Consider the following 16,676-nt stretch of genomic DNA (forward strand, 5'->3'; position numbering starts at 1 on the left):
TGATGAACAGACCCGATGTCGCCGCGGTGAAGCACTTCCTGCTCGAGCTGCAGGATCGTATCTGCGCCGCCCTGGAGCAGGCCGATGGGAGCGGACGTTTTATCGAGGACGCCTGGCAGCGTGAAGGGGGGGGCGGTGGTCGCACCCGGGTGCTGCGTGGCGGGAGTGTCATCGAGCAGGGGGGGGTGAACTTTTCCCATGTCTACGGCGATGCCATGCCGGCTTCTGCGACCGCCCACAGGCCCGAACTGGCGGGACGCCGCTTCGAGGCGATGGGCGTCTCTTTGGTGATCCATCCGCACAATCCTCACGTGCCGACCAGTCACGCCAACGTGCGTTTCTTCATCGCCGAGAAGGAGGGGGAGGCCCCTATCTGGTGGTTCGGGGGTGGCTTCGATCTGACGCCCTTCTATCCGGTGGAGGAGGATTGCCACCATTGGCACCGCGTGGCCAGGGAGCTCTGTGCCCCGTTTGGAGATGAGGTCTATTCCGAGTACAAGGCATGGTGCGATCGCTATTTCTTCCTCAAGCACAGGGGGGAGACGCGAGGTGTCGGGGGGCTCTTCTTCGATGACCTCAATCGCTGGCCGTTCGAGCAGTGTTTCGCCTTTATGCGGGCCGTGGGGGATGGCTATCTCCAGGCCTATCTGCCTATCGTCGAACGGCGCAGGGAGCACCCCTATGGGGAGTCGGAGCGGCAGTTCCAGCTCTACCGTCGTGGTCGCTACGTGGAGTTCAACCTGGTCTATGATCGCGGCACCCTGTTTGGGCTGCAAACCGGTGGGCGTACCGAGTCGATCCTCATGTCGATGCCACCTCTGGCGCGCTGGGAGTATGACTGGCACCCGGAGCCTGGCACTGCCGAGGCGCGCCTGCAGGCGTATCTGGCGCCGCGTGAGTGGTGACATGCAGGGCCCCATGATGGGGCCTTGCTGCTTGTGGCCGGATGGAAAAAACCGTTAAATCGGATGATTCGCCGTAACAGGAGCTCTCCGATGGATCGCTATCTCGTGGTTGGCAACCCGGTTCGCCACAGCAAGTCACCCTTCATTCACACCCTCTTTGCCCGGCAGACCGAGCAGGCGATGGAGTATGGTCTCTGTGAGCCTCCTCTCGATGGGTTTGCCGATGCCTTGCACCTCTTCTTTGCCCGCGGCGGCAAGGGGTGTAACGTGACCGTTCCCTTCAAGGAGCAGGCCTTCGCCATCGCGTCCGAACTGACCGAGCGGGCTCGCCGCGCCGGTGCAGTCAACACTCTGCTGATGACCGGGCAGGGGGTGTTGCTCGGTGATAACACGGATGGCGCCGGTCTGGTGGCCGACCTCAAGCAGCAGCAGGTCGAGCTTAACGGTGCCCGCATCCTGTTATTGGGGGCAGGAGGGGCGGCCCGGGGGGCTCTGGCTCCTCTGTTGGCGGAGCAGCCGCAGAGCCTGGTGATCGCCAATCGAACCCAGGCCAAGGCCGAACAGCTGGCCACCGAGTTTGGTGAGCTGGGCAATGTCTCGGCGGCCTCCTTCGAGGCGCTGGAGGGACCGTTCGATCTCATCATCAACTCCACCTCGGCCAGTTTGGCCGGCGAGGTACCCCCGCTGGCTGCCGGCCTCATCCATGGGCAGTTGACGGTCTACGATATGATGTACGGGGCCGGTGATACCCCCTTCAACGCCTGGGCACGGGCATTGGGTGCCGTGCGGGTCATCGATGGTCTGGGCATGTTGGTGGAGCAGGCTGCCGAAGCCTTCAGCCTTTGGCGCGGCATTCGCCCCGGTTCCCGTCAGGTGCTGCGCGAGTTGCGTCGTCAGTTGGGATAAGGAGAGAGCCATGAACCAGGATATTTTGTTTCCCGACCTGCAGGAGTGGCAGGCTGCACAGCAACGGATCTGTTTCCCGGCCCAGATGATGGGGGCACTGATCCAGTGCTACATCAGCAAGGGACAGTTGGAGCGAATGGCCGGGCTGGTCTTGCGTTCGGAAGACGATGCCCTGCGTGCCTTCTCGTCGTTGAGATTCGATATCGAAGAGCTGGCGACCCAGGCGATTGAGGAGCAGGCCTTTGCGCCCGATGGCTCGATCACCATTGGTCAATGGGCCCACGGTCACCATGGAGACTTGTGAGCCGCGGGGGGAATTGCTCCGTCTTTTTGTAAGAGATCGCCTACAGACGGGGCGGCCAACGGCTGAAATTTTGCATTTAATTTTTAAATAATCTCTTTTTTTTCATTCAGTTAAACAATGTTCGTGGTTTTTAAGTTGTTAAATAAGACAAATTATCTGTTGAGCCCGGGATTTACTGAGTTAAATTACGCTTCATGGAAGCGCTTTCGGCGTGCCGAAGCGTAGCAAGGGAATGAAGTACCAGGGAGTGGTGACCCTCAGGATGAGGGGGTGTGCAGGAGGCCATCTCTCGTGTCGTTCGCAGGAGGCGAATCGGCAGGAGTCTAAAAGAAAGCAAGCACACGCAACAATAAATCCAGGATGACGAGACGATAAGGTCAGGATGACCACAGACCTCACGCAGTTTGTTGAGGCACGGACATGGTGCATCGGGCATCAGAACATCGAAAGGCAGCCATAGGCTGCCTTTTTTCTTTTGTCGTGATTAACCCGCCAGCGGGTTTTGTGTCAAAATAGCGGCAATATGCCCGAGAGGCGCCTCAGCTGCGCCCTGTCGTGAAAAGCGAGACAGAATCGGTGCCGGATCCCATTCCCGCGCTCCTCTCCTGTACCCCCTCTCCACGTCCCTTTAAGATGCCCTGCCGGGACATCTTAAGGCGGGTTCCACCACTGTATTCCGGAGTAGATCAATGTCGGCCAACAAACCTGTTCGCAAGCCCAAGAGTGGCGGTAAGAAAGAGTCTCAGGAGAGCGCCCTGGCCGGGCGTGAGCGCAAGCGCGCAGCCAAGCGCAAGGGGCTGAAGGCAGGCTCCCGTCACTCGGGTACCCAGAGCGGCGGCAAGTCTGGCAAGAAGGATCAGAAAGATCCGCGTATCGGCTCCCGCAAGCCGGTGGCGTTGGTGGTCGAGGCGGCCAAGCCTCAGGCTCCCAAGGCCGCTCCGGTGAAGGAAGAGAAGCCGCTGATGTTGGCTCCCGAGCAGGAGCTGGCCGCTATCGAGAATGACGATCGCCTCAACGAGCTGCTCGATCGCCTCGACGAGGGTGAGGCGTTGAGCCCGGCCGATCAGGCCTGGGTCGAGCAGATGGTGGCTCGTCACCAGCAACTGATGGAAGAGCTGGGACTGGTCGAAGAGGATGAAGAGGACGAAGCCGAAGAGCCCGCCACTGATGACGAGCTGTGGGATCGCTTCCTCGACGCCGATTTCAAGCCTGAGTCCAAGCCGTGAGTCTGATTTGGCTGGCTGTGGCCGGGGCCATCATCCTGGCCGGGGTGGCGGCTTATGCCGCCAGCCTCCTGCTCAGGTTGAGGGCTCAGCAGCTTACACGCCAGCAGGCGATCCGGGCGCGTAACCTGCGTATTCTGGAGAGCGTTCAGGTCATTGCCAAGGCGGTACAAGAAGGGCAGTGTGACCCCTCAGAGGGGGCGATTCGCCTCACCAACCTGCTCGATGCCCTGCAGATGGTGCATAGCCAACCGCTGCCCGAGCAGTACCCGGGCCTCTACGGCCTGTATGAAAAGATCCGCCATCTCGCCACTCATGAGGCGCGCAGTGCCCTCGAGAAGCGTGAGCGGATGCGTCAGGACCTTGAACGGGTCAAGCATGAGGCCGACTATAACGACCAGATCCAAGAGGATGTGGCAAGACTGGCCATATTCACCCTGCCGGAGTGATGGCCGCCCAATGAGGAGCGTGATGTGCAAGCAGAGAAGATAGTCTGGGACCAGGCCCTGATCGAGAAGTACAACTACAGTGGCCCCCGTTATACCTCTTATCCGACGGCCCTGGAGTTTGACGAGGCTTTCGGATTCGATCAGTTTGCGGTCGCCGCCGTGGCCTATCCGCAGCGCCCTCTCTCCCTCTACGTGCACATCCCCTTCTGCCACAAGCTCTGCTATTACTGCGGCTGCAACAAGGTGATCACCCGCCATCAGCACAAGGCCGATCAGTATCTCGACTATCTGGAGCGGGAAATCCGCTTCCTGGCGCCACGCTTCGGGGGGCGCAGTGTAACCCAATTGCACTGGGGTGGCGGTACACCCACCTACCTGACCGAGGCCCAGACCCGTCGCCTGATGGCCATGCTGCGGGAGCACTTCTCTTTTGCCGAACAGGCCGAGATCAGTATCGAGGTCGACCCGCGCGAGATTGAGCTCTCCATGCTTGATGTGCTGCGTGAGGTGGGCTTCAACCGTATCAGCCTGGGGGTGCAGGACTTCAACAAGGCGGTCCAGGTCGCGGTCAATCGGGAGCAGGACAACGACTTTATCCGGGCCATGCTCGAGCGTGCCCGTGAGCTGGGGTTCCGCTCTACCAATCTGGATCTCATCTATGGTCTGCCACTGCAGACCCGGGAGAGCTTCCGCCATACCTTGGAGGAGGTGCTCAAGACCGATCCCGCCCGTCTCTCCATCTTCAACTATGCTCATCTGCCGAGCCGTTTCGCCGCCCAGCGCAAGCTGAAAGAGGAGGAGATGCCGGCGCCGCGGGAGAAGCTGGCCATGCTGCAGGAGACCATCGAGTTTCTGACCGGTCAGGGTTACCAGTTTATCGGCATGGATCACTTCGCCAAACCGGACGACGAGCTGGCGGTAGCCCAGCGTGAGGGCAAGCTGCATCGCAACTTCCAGGGTTATACCACTCAGGGGGAGTGTGATCTGCTGGGGCTTGGTGTCTCCTCCATCAGCATGCTGGGGGATGCCTACTCCCAGAATCAGAAGGAGCTCAAGGAGTACTACGCCCAGGTGGAGGCCCTCGGCCACGCCCAGTGGAAGGGGTGCGCCCTGAATCGGGATGACCTGATCCGGCGTGGCGTGATCAAGGGATTGATCTGCAACTTCCGTCTCGATTTTTCCGAGATAGAGCAGGCGCACGATCTGGTCTTTGCCGACTATTTTGCCGAAGACCTCAAGTTGCTCCAGACCTTCGTCGACGATGGCCTGGTCTTCATCGATGAGCAAGGCATTCGGGTTGCCCCGACCGGTCATCTGCTGATCCGCAACATCTGCATGTGCTTCGACGTTTATCTGCGCAGCCGAGCCCGCCAGCAGCAATTCTCCAGGGTGATCTGATCCCCTTATCGCGGAGCCCAAACGGGCTCCTTTTTATTGGGTCACTTCTCCATGGGGTGATTGTCGTTGTGCCGCCAGCTCTCGAGTCGGCGGTGTACCCCCCGTTGTAACTGCTTGAAACTGCTCTCCATCCAGTCGACCCCCACCAGAATGGATAGAGTGACCAGAGTGAGGGCGATGGATTGGGTCAGCATGTCGAGGCCTATCATGGCCCCCAGTGCTGCCAGCATCCAGACCGTCGCGGCCGAGGTGACGCCGAGTACCTGACCATTCTGGGTCATCATGACACCGGCACCGAGGAAGCCGATCCCTGTGACCAGTTGGCCGAGGACGCGCGCCTGATCGGCTGGTTGGGGGCTGAGGTGAGTGGCCAGCGCCAGAAAGCAGTAGCTGCCGAGTATGATGAGAGAAGAGGTGCGGATACCGACCGGCTTGCCGCGCAGTTGCCGCTCCAACCCGACCAGGGTGCCACAGGCCAGACAGGCGAGAATATGAAGCCAGGAGAAGGGGGCGATATTGAGTAGTTCGGGCATGGGGGCTCTCCCGGATTGTAGTGATGAGCCAGTCTTCACTATCTCTGTTCTGCCCCTGTTTGTCGATGGGACAGGTCGGGGGAATCGGGGTAGAGTGACACCCGAAGATGGGGAGGAGTCAGGATGAGAGAGAAAGAGGCAGGCTGCCTCTGCCTGCGTGAGGCGAAGGGCGGCGATCTGGCGGCCATCGTTCGCCTCGAGCGCTACCTGTTCCCGCCCGAGATCGCCTTCGGGCGCGATCGTTGGCGCTATCTGCTGGAGCGAGCCAGGGGGAAGGTGTGGCTGCTGCACGATGCCCGGGGAGAGCTGATGGCCTATCTCTGCGTGCTCGAGCACAGGGGCTGGCAGCGGTTGGTGGTGCAGACCCTGGCGGTGCACTGGCGCCTGAGCCGGAAGGGGTGGGGGCGATGGTTGATGATGCGGCTCATCGAGTGGGCCCGTGAGCAGGGGTGGCGCAGCATTCGCCTCGAAGTGAGTGAACGTAACGAAGAGGGACTGGGTCTCTACGCTAGCCTGGATTTTCACCAGGTCGCTCTGCTGCGGGATTACTATGGGCCGCGCCATCACGGACAGAGAAGGGTGCTTGTCCTATGAGCTGTGATGCCTGCCTGAGCGATGCCATCAAGGCGAAGTTGGGCCGCTGCCGGGCCTGTGCCATCCAGTGTGCACTGGTTGGATGTGCCGGGGCTCTTGCCTGGTACTGGCTGGGTGCCGACACCTCGGTCAACGCGCTGACCGGTGCCCTCTTCGGTGTGGCGGGATGGGGCTTGTTGCTGCTGCACCTGCTGGTCTTTCTCTGGCGCCGCCTCACCGGTCGCGAGTTGGGGCAGGATTGAGGTCCATCGTTTCCGGGATGATTGGCTCGAACCTTGCTCTGGATGGACTCGTGTCGATTTGATGACGGAGTGTCGGATGGAGATCAAGGCGTATAACCGGCAATTGGCCCAAGCGGCCAGCCATGGGCGAGCCGCCGCAACCCTGGCCGATCGGGGTCAGGGAGGGTGGGAGGAGCAGATCAGCCTCTCGAGCCAGGTGCTTACCGGTCGGGCCCAGAGCGTGTTGACCTATGAGCATCTGGGCAAGAGCCGTCCGACGGGTGGCGCCCAGGGAGGGGACCCCGTACAGCGACTGGTGGATCACGCCCTGGGGTTCGATCGCAAACAGTTTAATGAGCTGGAGACGCAGATCCAGGCGCTGCAAAAACAGAGCGGGATGAGTGACGAGGAGCGGGCTGCGCAGCTCAAGCCTCTGCAAGAGAAGCGCGACGAGTTGCTCAAGGGGGCCCTGGAGCGTCTGATTGGCCGAGAGCCTGAGCAGGCCTAACCACCGGTTTATCGCGCTTTGACCTGGCTTGCCCTCGGGCGCACAATGCCCCCGAGTTCACAGCGGGGATAGCCCATGAACAATTTCCACTATATCAATCCGACCCAGATCTGTTTTGGCCGTGGCGAGATAGCCGCGCTGGGCGGTCTGGTACCCACCTCGGCTCGCCTGCTGGTGCTCTACGGAGGTGGCAGCATCAAGACCAATGGTGTCTACGAGCAACTCGAGCAGGCTCTGAGCCACCATCAATGGCATGAGTTTGGTGGTATCACGGCCAATCCCGAGTTCGATGTCCTGATGCAGGCTGTCGAGTTGGTGCGTCGGGAGCGCATCGACTATCTGTTGGCCGTCGGTGGTGGGTCCGTGATCGATGGCGCCAAATTCGTGGCGGCCGCTGCCTGTTTTGAAGGGCAGAGTCCCTGGGCGCTGTTGGAGGGGGCCAGGGTAGAGGCAGCCTTACCGCTGGGGTGTGTGCTGACGTTGCCGGCCACCGGCTCGGAGAGCAATCCGGTGGCGGTGATCAGCCGTGGTGACGCCAAGCTCTCCTTTCGTCATCCCCTGCTGCAGCCAGGCTTCGCCATTCTCGACCCCTCGGTCACCTTCACCCTGCCACCGCGTCAGGTGGGCAACGGGGTCGTGGATGCGTTTGTTCATGTGCTCGAGCAGTATCTCACCTATCCGGTGCAGGCGGACGTACAGGATCGTTTGGCCGAGGGGCTCTTGCTGGCTCTGCTTGAGAATGGGCCTCGAGCCCTGAGTGAACCCGACAATTACGAGGTTCGTGCCAACATCATGTGGGCCGCCTCTCTCGCCCTCAATGGCCTGATTGGGCGGGGGGTTCCCCATGACTGGTCTACCCATGCCATCGGCCATCAGCTGACGGCGCTCTACGGTCTGGACCATGCCCAGAGTCTGGCGGTGGTGTTGCCCTCGCTGCTGCGAGCACAGGCCCGGAGCAAGCAGGACAAATTGATCCAGCTGGGACGGCGGGTATGGCAGTCGAGCAGAGAGGACACGGCCCTGCAGATCGAGGAGAGCATACTGCGTATCGAAGGTTTCTTCCGGCAGATGGGGGTGGCTACCAGGCTGGGGGATTATGGTCTCGGTGAGCCTGCTATCGCCGCCGTCTGCTCCAATCTCAAGCGCTTTGGCCTCATTCGACTGGGGGAGCACGGGGATCTGGATCCGGAGCGGGTCGCTCGTATTTTGGCCCAGGCCCTCTGAGGCAAAGCGCCAGCTTTTCGACCACACTCATCCCTGATGATGTATGGAGGTGTGTGATGGCAAGGATGCTGGTTGTTCTGCTGCTCTGTAGCTGGTGGCATCTGGCGCAGGCCATGCAGGCGGTCACCGAGGATATGCCCCCCTATAACTGGCGTGATGACAAGGGAGAGATGACCGGCTTCTCGGTCCAGCTCCTGCATGCGCTGCTGGAGCGCAGTGGTCTGCAACTCGATGAGAAGGGGGTGCAGTTACTCCCTTGGGCAAGAGCCTATCAGACGGCCCTCTACCAGCCGGATATCGTTCTCTTCACCGCGGCACGGACCGCCGAGCGCGACAAGTTATTTCAATGGGTTGGCCCCATCGGCCCCAGGGCCATCTGGTTCTGGCGCCTTGCCAGTCGCAGCGATGTTGCCCCCCAGAATCTGGCAGAAGCGACCCGCTGGCGGATTGCGGCAGTGCGTAACTCAGCCTCTGCCCAGCAACTCTCTCTGGATGGGTTTGTGTCGCTGGTCAATGTAAGCGATGAGACCGACAAGTTTCGTATGCTGCGGCGGGGACGGGTCGAGCTGGTGACTGCGCTGGAGCTGGGCGCCGCCTTTCACATGCGGCAGCTCGGCAGCTCCCTGTCAGAGTTGACCCGACTGTTTGTGCAGGATGCCCAGTATGATTACTACTTTGCCGTCAGTCGGGGGACGGATCCGGCCAAGGTGGCGGCCCTGCAGCAGGCGCTCGATGCCATGCGTCTCGATGGCTCGCTCGAGCGCCTGCGTCAGCAGTGGCTCAAGTAGATCAGGCCTGCAGCGCCTGGTCCAGGTCGGCCAGCAGATCGCCGATATCTTCTATGCCTACCGAGAGGCGGATCATCTCTGGCCTTACCCCGGCCTTGGACTGCTCCGCCTCGCTCAGTTGGCGATGGGTGGTCGAGGCCGGATGGCAGGCCAGTGACTTGGCATCCCCTATGTTGACCAGGCGCTTGAAGATGCGCAGAGCATCATAGAAGCGCACCCCCGCCTCATACCCCCCCTTGAGCCCGAAGGAGAGCAGCGCCGAGGGGCGTCCTCCCATGTAGCGGCTGGCCAGTCCGTGGTGCGGGTGGTCGGGCAGGCCGGCGTAGCTGACCCACTCTACCGCCGGGTGTTGCTGCAGATGGAGGGCAACTGCCATGGCATTCTCCACATGGCGATCCATGCGAAGGGTCAGGGTCTCTAGCCCCTGCAGGATCAAAAAGGCATTGAAGGGGGAGAGGGCCGCTCCCGTATTGCGCAGGGGGACGGTGCGCACCCGGCCGATAAAGGCTGCCGCGCCAAAGGCCTCGGTGTAGATCACTCCGTGATAGGAGGGCTCGGGCCGGGTCAGCTGCGGAAAACGGGTGGCGTGTTGATGCCAAGGGAAGGTGCCTCCGTCCACAATGATGCCTCCCAGCGAGTTGCCATGCCCGCCCACATACTTGGTCAGGCTGTGAACCACTATGTCGGCGCCGTGGGTGATGGGTTTGCACAGGACGGGAGAGGCCACAGTGTTATCCACGATCAGGGGGACCCCGGCGGCATGAGCGACCCGGGCCAGGGCCCCAATGTCGACAATGTTGCCTGCCGGATTGCCGATGCTCTCGCAGTAGACTGCCTTGGTGTGTCCGTCGATGAGGGCTGCGATGGCTTCGGGGCTGTCGTCCCGGGCGAAGCGAACCTCTATTCCCTGGCTGGGCAGCATGTGGGCAAACAGGGTGTAGGTGCCCCCGTAGAGCTGGGGGGTGGAGACTATGTTATCCCCCGCCCGTGCCAGGGCCTGGATGGCGTAGGTGATGGCGGCCGATCCTGCCGATACGGCCAGTGCTGCCACACCACCTTCCAACGCCGCCATCCGTTGCTCCAGCACATCGTTGGTGGGGTTCATGATGCGGGTATAGATATTGCCGGGGACTGCCAGATCGAAGAGATCGGCCCCGTGTTGGGCGCTGTCAAACTCGTACGCAACAGTCTGGTAGATGGGGACGGCGACGGCCTTGGTCGCGGGATCGCTGGTGAAGCCGTGATGAAGGGCCAGGGTGGCGTCTTGCATGGTACGTTCCTTGTTCTTTAGACGGATAGACGTCCACTTTATGCCTGTGGCGGTTCACTGTAAATCACAGATCCTAAAGACGGCGACGATATTCCCGGTCTTCCACATAGGGGAGGTCCCACTGCATCAGTTGTGTCAGGGTTGACAGCGGATCCTGTCGCCAGCTCGGGCTCTGGTGAACGATGCGGGAGAAGTAGCGGCGCCAGAACGGCAGGGGATTGGTCAGTGTCATGGGGTGTCTCCTCTTGGTTGAGCCCAATATTGGCGTAAAATGAGGAAGGTAAAACTGAAAATAGTAAAAGATTGGTTTCCTTATTTATGCCCAGTGAACGCCTCTATCAGCACTTTGAACGCCTGGTGCGCCAACTCTCCTCTCTCGATAGCGAATTGACCCTGGGGGAGGTGGCCGAGTTGCTCTGTTGCACCTCACGTAATGCCCGCCTGCTGCTGCAACGGATGCAGGAGCAGGGGTGGCTGTCCTGGCAGGCATCGGCCGGTCGTGGTCGACGGGCCAGGCTGACGCTGCTGGACTCTCCGGTGATGCTTCAGAGTCGGCGATTAGAGGCATTGGTCACGCAGGGGAGGCTGGAGCAGGCGCTGCAGTTGGTCGATGGACAGGTCGAGCGACTGCTCCCCTATCTGGCCGGTGGCTCGGGCACCTTGACCTCGGAAGGCCAGCAGATCCTGCGGGTCCCTTACTACCGACCACTGCCCAATCTATTGCCGCATCTGCCTCTGCGTCGGTCCGAGATCCACCTGGTTCGGCAGATCTTTAACGGTCTGCTGAGACGAAATGAGGAAAATGGGGAAATTGAGTCTGACCTCGCCCACCATTGGGTCATGCTCTCACCGTTACACTGGCGCTTCTATCTGCGTCCCATGGTCCGCTTCCATCATGGCGGGCTCTTGCAGGCGGAAGATGTCTGCCTCTCTCTGGGACGCCTGAAGAGCCGTCCACTGTTTGCTCATATGGAACGAGTGGAGGCCGTCTCCCCAAGGGTCGTGGACATAGTGCTCTCGACGCCGGATCCCTGGTTACCCCATCTGCTGTGTGAACCTGCCGCCTTGATCCTGCCAGGAGACTGGCAAGAGAGGGCCGATATGGCCCTCTATCCGGTGGGGAGCGGTCCCTATCGGGTGGTGACCAATGATAGCCAGCGCCTGCGTCTGGCGGCATTCGATGACTACTTCGGATTGCGAGCCCTGCTCGACGAGGTCGATATCTGGATGCTACCCCCTCTCGCAGAGCGCCTTACCTGCCAGTTGCAACTGGCGGTTGAGCATAGGGATTCTGGTCAGGCCAGAGCGGCCTCTGCGCTGGAGGCGGGTTGCTATTTCATGCTGGCAGATCAGCGCTCACCGCGCATGGCCGATGAGGGCCTGAGAAGCTGGTTGGCACATTGCCTGAATCCGGTTCGCTTGCTCGGTGGCTTGCCCGCTGAGCTGCATGAGGTGTTGGCTCCTGCGCGGGGGTTACTGCCTCGCTGGCGTGATGTTCCGCTTTCGTCAGCACCATTGAACGCCGCTCTCCCCCATCGTCTGGTATTGGCCTATTTCAGTCAGCATCTGGAGTTTGCGGCTCTGGCCGCCGTCATGGGTTCGCGGCTGGAGCAAGAGGGGATTGAACTGGTCGTGAGAGAGGTGGATTACCATACCTGGGCACGGGGAGATTGGGAGGGCGTCGATATCTGGTTGGGGACGGTCAACCTGGAACAGGCGAGCGATTATGCCGTCTATGCCTGGTTACAGGAGTTGCCTCTGCTGCGAGCCGTATGGCATGACGAGTCTTCCTTTTGGCAGGGATTGACGCTCTGGCGCGATGGGCTGCACGAGATGGGAGTGCGGGAGGAGGTGGCGCGGTTACAGCGCCGGGCACTGTTTATGCCCCTGTTTCATCATTGGCTGGAGCTTGATAATCGCAGTGGCGTTAATGGGGTTCGAATGACGGCGCTAGGATGGTTCGACTTTCGAAACGCCTGGATTGCACCCCAGGCTGAATAGGGTGAGTTGGTCGATTATTTAGATGAACCTGCTGTGAAATTCTTATTTATCAGAGAGAATTAATTGTCTTCGTTGAGATAACGTTTTCACGCCACGTTCGCTGACTTTCAGTTTCATCTGTGATTTATTACATTCGTGTAATTAAATTACGTTGATAGCCCGATAAAAATAGGGCCGGAACCGCGAATCGCGCTCCGGCCGCCAGAATCAGCGTAAAAAATAGGAAGAAGCTAAATCTTGAGAACGAGACGATGGGTGTTCTTCAAGAAGCAGGAGAAGTATAACAGGTCGAACCAGTTTTTAAAGTATTTGCTCTAGTTTTTGGGCAAAAAAACGCCCCACAGAGACTCTGCGGGGCCGCTATTCAGCCACATTCAATTACGTGAAATAAAAGGTCTGAAAGATAGAACATCTTACCTCTGTACCCTACGCCGCTAACTGTACAGCAACTGGACAAAAAGTGAAAGTAATTTATGTAAGTTACTTTCAGGAACTGTGACTGAAAATATTTTCCTTATTTATCATGGCTATAAAAAAAGCCCCGATTGACATCGGGGCTGTATCAAAAGGTGACTTACTAGCACTTCCTCAACTATCTGGTTAGGCCGCGGGTTTGAGAATAAGTTCCACTGTACCGAGAAAAAAGTGTCGTCCAGCCATGAAAATATCATCAAATAACCTTAATTATCTGATTTGTAACTATATTTTCAACCTCTCCAGAATCTCTTCCGGTTGCTCCGTCTCGGCAAGCACCAGGCGTAACCGATTGAAGGCATTACAGGCTTCTTGGGGATACTTGCCAAACGAGACAACACCCGTGTGACTCCAGCCGGCGGCGAGCAGTACCTTCTTCTTGAAGGCAGTCCCCTCGGTTCCACCTCCACCCAGTTGCATCAACAGCTGTTCCATCTGCAGGTGAGGAGGGGGCACGCGTGAGAAGGTGGTGAAATGCTCAGGGGTGACTTCATCGAAGGTCATAATGGTTCTCGCTCTGTGTTCAATCAGTAACTCAAAAGATAGATCAGGAGAGACGGGGTTGCCGTTCAGACCGAGAGATTGAGACCACCAGTGTGCAGCGGAGTGACGGCACTCTGGTAGTGCTGGGCGATAACCCGATTGCGTTGGGTCATGATGTTATCGAGTGGACCGCCTCGTCCGGAGATGGTGCGCTGGTAGAGCTGTTGGCTGGCCTTCATCTCCTTGCGTGCGGCGGCGCGCGCAACGGCATAATCCTGTGCAGAAGGATCGGTCGGGGCCAGCGCGGCGGCCTGTACGGCCTGCATCTTACGGATGGTGGCCGAGGGGTCGTGAGGAATCTCTGTCGTGTCAATTGAGACTTCACCACCCTGTGCATAGCGCTGGGCATCCGGTCCCGTGGTGTACTCATAGCTTGGGGCTCCCGCGTACTGGCCACCGAGTCGCTGGTGTGCCTGCTCGTGGTTATGCACCTCCTGGTCACGATCCTTGAGCTGCTCTATCTCTCTTTGCTGTTCGGGGGTGAATTGCTGCCGGGATTGATCCCGTTGCGGTTGACCCTGCCCCTGTTGGCCACCCTGGCGGCCGTCGGGATCGACCTGCTCAAGCCCGGCTTGTGGTTGAGACCCGGCACGAACCTCACGTCCCTGGCTCTCAGGATTCTGGGTGGCCGGCTTGGGGTTTTCTCTCTGCTGACGGCTCCCGATCTCCTCTCCCTCAGGATAGGAACTGGAGGCTTTGGGCTGGGGGATATAGTCGGCCTTGCGGTTATCGGCGCGTGCAGATTCCGTCTGGGGGTACAGATGGTTGGGAATGAAGTTGGGGAGGCCGACATTAACGTTCATGTCATACTCGAATGTCGATCAGCGTCCCCATCATCTCGTTGGCACTCTTGATGACCCTGGCATTGGCGCCAGCCTGCAACTCGCCCACCTTGAGATTCACCAACTCTTCGGGAACGTTGACCTTGTCACCCGAGGGGGTGCTGAGGCTGGCGAGAGAGGCTGAGGCGTCGGCCACGGTTTTTTCGGCCCGCTGAAAGCCGATCGTGCCATTCGTCATGGCTGAATCAATACGCATCACACATCCTCACACAACGGGTAGTTCAATTATTCACCAGTAGCGAAAGAAATTGAAGTGATGTGCCGTTTTTTTAGTCGATCATGGCGCCGAGCCGGCGACAAAACTCCTCCGGATGGGAGATAAAGGGCGCATGGGAGGCCTTTTCGAAGACCAGGCTCGAGCTGTGCGGGAAGCGGGCGTCGAGCAGAGGCACGACCGCGCGGGGCACCAAAGAGTCGAGACGGCCGTAGAGACGCAGCCAGGATCCCTGCCAGTTGTCCATGGCTGCGCGCAGATCGACCTCGGCCAGTAGACGGAGTCCCTCGGCCAGCGCCACAGGGGAGGGGGCCGGCCGCTCGGCCAGCCAGCGGCGCAGTTGGCGGATATCATCCCGGGCGTGCTCGCTGCCCATGGCCTGAATGGCCAGGAAGCGCTCTATGGTCTGGTTAAAGTCTCCCTTGAGCATCTGTTGGAAACCGTCCAGCACCTTGGGCGCTATGCCGGGCCACCCTTCACGGGCCAGGAAGCAGGGCGAGCTGGCGACCGTGATGAGCTGCTGTACCCGCTGCGGGTGGGTGAGGGCGATTTGACTGGCCACCAGTCCGCCCAGCGACCAGCCCAGCAAGATGGTGCGCTCGGGCAGAACCTTCACCACCTCCTCTGCCAGCCATTCGAGGCTATAGTCGACCCCATCGGGCAGTGCAGAGGCGCCAAATCCGGGAAGATCGACCAGATGCAATCGATAGTGGTTGGCCAGAAGGGGGGCAACACCATGCCAAACCGCACTATTCATGCCCCAACCATGAAGCAGGACCAGGTCCGGCCCCTTCCCCGTCAGCTCTACCGTGATGCTCATCTACACTCAGGTCCTGTTGTTGTCATGGTGGTCAGGCATGGTAAAGGGCTGGGTGACGAAAGCAAGGGGGCTGCTGGGTGGTCGGGCCGACTGGAGTGGTCACTGCTTGCTCTGTCTGCAGCCGAGTGAGATCCCGCTGCTTTGCGATGTCTGCCGGCGAGCCCTGCACCAGGATATGAGACGCTGCCACGGTTGCGCCGCCCCCTTGCCCGATACTCTCCCCCCGGATCAGTTGTGGTGTGGCCGGTGTCAGCGTCGGCCTCCTCCCTGGGCTCGGCTGCAGGTGATCGGTGACTATCTGGCCCCCTGGCCTGTGTTAATTCCGCGCTTCAAGTATGCCAGGCAGGTGATGCTGGCCGATGTACTGGGACGGCTGCTGGCCGATCACCTGGATCTGACCGACCCGCCCGAGGTGCTGCTACCCGTACCGCTGCACTGGTGGCGGCGCATCACCAGGGGGTTTAACCAGGCCGAGCTGCTGGCGTGTGAGGTGGCCCGCCATACCGGAATTCCACTCGATAGGAGCTTGCTGAGACGGGCGCGGGCAACCCCTCAGCAGAGTCGCCTCGGTGCCGGGGCGCGGCGACGCAATCTGCGCCATGCCTTTCGGGTGGGGAGCCATCACTATCGTCACGTTGCGCTGATCGACGATGTGGTAACCACAGGGGCGACGGCGGGGCGGTTGGCGCGTCTGTTGCGGGAAAGCGGGGTGGAGCGGGTGGAGGTGTGGGCCCTGTGTCGCACCCTGCGGCATCTTGGCTGAAGCGTGACGGGTGTGCTACCCATCGCCTGGCAACAGGAGTATCATCAATACCCTAGCCATTTGCTCAGGTTTACGAGGACAGTGATGATCACCATTTCCGAGGCCGCCCAGGCTCATTTTCGCAAGCTGCTGGAGAAACAGCCGGAAGGCACCAACATCCGGGTGTTTGTCGTCAATCCCGGTACGCCCAACGCCGAATGCGGTGTCTCTTACTGCCCGCCCGATGCCGTGGATCCGGATGATCAGCACCTTCCCTTCGACGGCTTCGAGACCCTGATCGACCCGCTGAGTGCCCCCTTTCTGGAGGAGGCGAGCATCGACTTCGTCACCGATCAGATGGGCTCCCAGCTGACGCTCAAGGCACCCAACGCCAAGATGCGCAAGGTGGGTGACGACGCTCCCCTGATCGAGCGCATCGAATACGTGCTGCTCTCCGAGGTGAACCCCATGCTGGCCGGTCACGGCGGTAAGGTGACCCTGACCGAGCTGACCGAAGACGGTTACGCCATCCTGCAGTTTGGCGGTGGTTGCAACGGCTGCTCCATGGTCGATTACACCCTCAAAGAGGGGATCGAGAAGCAACTGCTGGAGAAGTTCCCGAACGAGCTCAAGGGCGTCAAGGATGCCACCGAGCACCAGCGTGGCGATCACTCCTACTATTGATCTCCGGCTCCCCATAGAGAAGGCCCCGCCAAC

21 protein-coding genes are annotated in these 16,676 nt (G+C 60.1%); 14 read left to right on the forward strand and 7 right to left on the reverse strand.

Annotated features, from left to right (window positions below):
- Positions 1-2 precede the first annotated feature (2 nt).
- From hemF to hemN, 6 genes are all read left to right on the forward strand, one after another.
- On the forward strand, positions 3-905 hold the full coding sequence (gene hemF / locus AB5Y48_RS16445) for an oxygen-dependent coproporphyrinogen oxidase (protein WP_368165147.1): 903 nt from the start codon (positions 3-5) through the stop codon (positions 903-905).
- Between the two features lie 90 nt (positions 906-995).
- Positions 996-1,811, forward strand: coding sequence for a shikimate dehydrogenase (gene aroE / locus AB5Y48_RS16450; RefSeq protein WP_368165149.1), 816 nt, complete (start codon positions 996-998; stop codon positions 1,809-1,811).
- 10 nt (positions 1,812-1,821) lie between these two features.
- Positions 1,822-2,115: a DUF1488 domain-containing protein gene (locus AB5Y48_RS16455; RefSeq protein WP_050668036.1), complete on the forward strand. Its 294-nt coding sequence runs from the start codon at positions 1,822-1,824 to the stop codon at positions 2,113-2,115.
- A 689-nt stretch (positions 2,116-2,804) separates the two neighbouring features.
- Positions 2,805-3,341: a Der GTPase-activating protein YihI gene (gene yihI / locus AB5Y48_RS16460; protein ID WP_060587796.1), complete on the forward strand. Its 537-nt coding sequence runs from the start codon at positions 2,805-2,807 to the stop codon at positions 3,339-3,341.
- 5 nt (positions 3,342-3,346) lie between these two features.
- Positions 3,347-3,787, forward strand: coding sequence for a DUF2489 domain-containing protein (locus AB5Y48_RS16465; RefSeq protein ID WP_197273689.1), 441 nt, complete (start codon positions 3,347-3,349; stop codon positions 3,785-3,787).
- 24 nt (positions 3,788-3,811) lie between these two features.
- The gene (hemN, locus tag AB5Y48_RS16470; protein WP_050668033.1) at positions 3,812-5,185 is read left to right on the forward strand and encodes an oxygen-independent coproporphyrinogen III oxidase; all 1,374 of its coding nucleotides are present in this window, start codon (positions 3,812-3,814) and stop codon (positions 5,183-5,185) included.
- Between the two features lie 41 nt (positions 5,186-5,226).
- Here the strand turns inward: hemN and AB5Y48_RS16475 are convergent, their stop codons facing one another.
- Positions 5,227-5,718 carry an MgtC/SapB family protein gene (locus AB5Y48_RS16475; RefSeq protein ID WP_050668032.1) on the reverse strand — a complete coding sequence of 164 codons (492 nt, stop codon included), beginning with the start codon at positions 5,716-5,718 and terminating at the stop codon, positions 5,227-5,229.
- Between the two features lie 123 nt (positions 5,719-5,841).
- Between AB5Y48_RS16475 and AB5Y48_RS16480 the strand changes: the two genes are divergently transcribed.
- From AB5Y48_RS16480 to AB5Y48_RS16500, 5 genes are all read left to right on the forward strand, one after another.
- Positions 5,842-6,312: a GNAT family N-acetyltransferase gene (locus AB5Y48_RS16480; protein ID WP_050668031.1), complete on the forward strand. Its 471-nt coding sequence runs from the start codon at positions 5,842-5,844 to the stop codon at positions 6,310-6,312.
- Positions 6,309-6,554, forward strand: a complete 246-nt coding sequence (locus tag AB5Y48_RS16485; RefSeq protein ID WP_050668030.1) for a DUF3624 family protein — start codon at positions 6,309-6,311, stop codon at positions 6,552-6,554. The genes AB5Y48_RS16480 and AB5Y48_RS16485 overlap by 4 nt, the downstream gene beginning before the upstream one ends.
- Before the next feature lie 76 nt (positions 6,555-6,630).
- Positions 6,631-7,041, forward strand: a complete 411-nt coding sequence (locus AB5Y48_RS16490; protein WP_050668029.1) for a hypothetical protein — start codon at positions 6,631-6,633, stop codon at positions 7,039-7,041.
- 75 nt (positions 7,042-7,116) lie between these two features.
- The gene (locus AB5Y48_RS16495) at positions 7,117-8,265 is read left to right on the forward strand and encodes an iron-containing alcohol dehydrogenase (protein WP_050668028.1); all 1,149 of its coding nucleotides are present in this window, start codon (positions 7,117-7,119) and stop codon (positions 8,263-8,265) included.
- A gap of 65 nt (positions 8,266-8,330) precedes the next feature.
- Positions 8,331-9,053: a substrate-binding periplasmic protein gene (locus tag AB5Y48_RS16500; RefSeq protein WP_368165162.1), complete on the forward strand. Its 723-nt coding sequence runs from the start codon at positions 8,331-8,333 to the stop codon at positions 9,051-9,053.
- A gap of 1 nt (position 9,054) precedes the next feature.
- Here AB5Y48_RS16500 and AB5Y48_RS16505 read toward each other — a convergent pair whose 3' ends face one another.
- Together AB5Y48_RS16505 and AB5Y48_RS16510 are read right to left on the reverse strand one after the other, a co-directional pair.
- On the reverse strand, positions 9,055-10,323 hold the full coding sequence (locus tag AB5Y48_RS16505; protein ID WP_368165153.1) for an O-acetylhomoserine aminocarboxypropyltransferase/cysteine synthase family protein: 1,269 nt from the start codon (positions 10,321-10,323) through the stop codon (positions 9,055-9,057).
- Positions 10,324-10,396: 73 nt separating this feature from the next.
- Positions 10,397-10,555, reverse strand: a complete 159-nt coding sequence (locus AB5Y48_RS16510; RefSeq protein WP_136614419.1) for a glucose uptake inhibitor SgrT — start codon at positions 10,553-10,555, stop codon at positions 10,397-10,399.
- 86 nt (positions 10,556-10,641) lie between these two features.
- On the opposite strand from AB5Y48_RS16510, the gene sgrR reads away from it, so the two are divergent.
- On the forward strand, positions 10,642-12,324 hold the full coding sequence (gene sgrR / locus AB5Y48_RS16515; RefSeq protein WP_368165154.1) for an HTH-type transcriptional regulator SgrR: 1,683 nt from the start codon (positions 10,642-10,644) through the stop codon (positions 12,322-12,324).
- Positions 12,325-13,023: 699 nt separating this feature from the next.
- On the opposite strand, the gene AB5Y48_RS16520 is transcribed toward sgrR, so the two are convergent.
- From AB5Y48_RS16520 to bioH, 4 genes are all read right to left on the reverse strand, one after another.
- Entirely contained in the window at positions 13,024-13,302 is a 279-nt protein-coding gene (locus AB5Y48_RS16520) for a hypothetical protein (RefSeq protein WP_050668024.1), read from the reverse strand.
- Between the two features lie 65 nt (positions 13,303-13,367).
- The gene (locus AB5Y48_RS16525; RefSeq protein WP_050668023.1) at positions 13,368-14,144 is read right to left on the reverse strand and encodes a putative metalloprotease CJM1_0395 family protein; all 777 of its coding nucleotides are present in this window, start codon (positions 14,142-14,144) and stop codon (positions 13,368-13,370) included.
- A gap of 1 nt (position 14,145) precedes the next feature.
- Positions 14,146-14,379, reverse strand: coding sequence for a flagellar biosynthesis protein FlgE (locus AB5Y48_RS16530; protein WP_050668022.1), 234 nt, complete (start codon positions 14,377-14,379; stop codon positions 14,146-14,148).
- 73 nt (positions 14,380-14,452) lie between these two features.
- Positions 14,453-15,217: a pimeloyl-ACP methyl ester esterase BioH gene (gene bioH, locus AB5Y48_RS16535; protein ID WP_368165156.1), complete on the reverse strand. Its 765-nt coding sequence runs from the start codon at positions 15,215-15,217 to the stop codon at positions 14,453-14,455.
- A 37-nt stretch (positions 15,218-15,254) separates the two neighbouring features.
- Here bioH and AB5Y48_RS16540 point away from each other — a divergent pair, with 37 nt between their 5' ends.
- Positions 15,255-15,980 (forward strand): ComF family protein, encoded by a 726-nt coding sequence (locus AB5Y48_RS16540; protein WP_050668020.1) that lies wholly within the window; start codon positions 15,255-15,257, stop codon positions 15,978-15,980.
- An 84-nt stretch (positions 15,981-16,064) separates the two neighbouring features.
- Entirely contained in the window at positions 16,065-16,643 is a 579-nt protein-coding gene (gene nfuA / locus AB5Y48_RS16545) for a Fe-S biogenesis protein NfuA (RefSeq protein WP_050668019.1), read from the forward strand.
- Positions 16,644-16,676: the final 33 nt, after the last annotated feature.

Source organism: Aeromonas sp. R6-2 (assembly GCF_040908155.1).
GTDB lineage: Bacteria > Pseudomonadota > Gammaproteobacteria > Enterobacterales > Aeromonadaceae > Aeromonas > Aeromonas schubertii.

Bases quoted from the DNA above. Each gene is read 5' to 3' on its own strand.
- AB5Y48_RS16500 (WP_368165162.1), top strand. From the start codon at position 8,331: ATGCTGGTTGTTCTGCTGCTCTGTAGCTGGTGGCATCTGGCGCAGGCC.
- AB5Y48_RS16475 (WP_050668032.1), bottom strand. From the start codon at position 5,718: ATGCCCGAACTACTCAATATCGCCCCCTTCTCCTGGCTTCATATTCTC.
- AB5Y48_RS16490 (WP_050668029.1), top strand. From the start codon at position 6,631: ATGGAGATCAAGGCGTATAACCGGCAATTGGCCCAAGCGGCCAGCCAT.
- nfuA (WP_050668019.1), top strand. From the start codon at position 16,065: ATGATCACCATTTCCGAGGCCGCCCAGGCTCATTTTCGCAAGCTGCTG.
- AB5Y48_RS16485 (WP_050668030.1), top strand. From the start codon at position 6,309: ATGAGCTGTGATGCCTGCCTGAGCGATGCCATCAAGGCGAAGTTGGGC.
- AB5Y48_RS16495 (WP_050668028.1), top strand. From the start codon at position 7,117: ATGAACAATTTCCACTATATCAATCCGACCCAGATCTGTTTTGGCCGT.
- AB5Y48_RS16530 (WP_050668022.1), bottom strand. From the start codon at position 14,379: ATGCGTATTGATTCAGCCATGACGAATGGCACGATCGGCTTTCAGCGG.
- AB5Y48_RS16525 (WP_050668023.1), bottom strand. From the start codon at position 14,144: ATGAACGTTAATGTCGGCCTCCCCAACTTCATTCCCAACCATCTGTAC.
- aroE (WP_368165149.1), top strand. From the start codon at position 996: ATGGATCGCTATCTCGTGGTTGGCAACCCGGTTCGCCACAGCAAGTCA.
- AB5Y48_RS16520 (WP_050668024.1), bottom strand. From the start codon at position 13,302: ATGACCTTCGATGAAGTCACCCCTGAGCATTTCACCACCTTCTCACGC.
- AB5Y48_RS16510 (WP_136614419.1), bottom strand. From the start codon at position 10,555: ATGACACTGACCAATCCCCTGCCGTTCTGGCGCCGCTACTTCTCCCGC.
- AB5Y48_RS16455 (WP_050668036.1), top strand. From the start codon at position 1,822: ATGAACCAGGATATTTTGTTTCCCGACCTGCAGGAGTGGCAGGCTGCA.
- AB5Y48_RS16505 (WP_368165153.1), bottom strand. From the start codon at position 10,323: ATGCAAGACGCCACCCTGGCCCTTCATCACGGCTTCACCAGCGATCCC.
- yihI (WP_060587796.1), top strand. From the start codon at position 2,805: ATGTCGGCCAACAAACCTGTTCGCAAGCCCAAGAGTGGCGGTAAGAAA.
- sgrR (WP_368165154.1), top strand. From the start codon at position 10,642: ATGCCCAGTGAACGCCTCTATCAGCACTTTGAACGCCTGGTGCGCCAA.
- hemF (WP_368165147.1), top strand. From the start codon at position 3: ATGAACAGACCCGATGTCGCCGCGGTGAAGCACTTCCTGCTCGAGCTG.
- AB5Y48_RS16480 (WP_050668031.1), top strand. From the start codon at position 5,842: ATGAGAGAGAAAGAGGCAGGCTGCCTCTGCCTGCGTGAGGCGAAGGGC.
- AB5Y48_RS16540 (WP_050668020.1), top strand. From the start codon at position 15,255: ATGGTAAAGGGCTGGGTGACGAAAGCAAGGGGGCTGCTGGGTGGTCGG.
- bioH (WP_368165156.1), bottom strand. From the start codon at position 15,217: ATGAGCATCACGGTAGAGCTGACGGGGAAGGGGCCGGACCTGGTCCTG.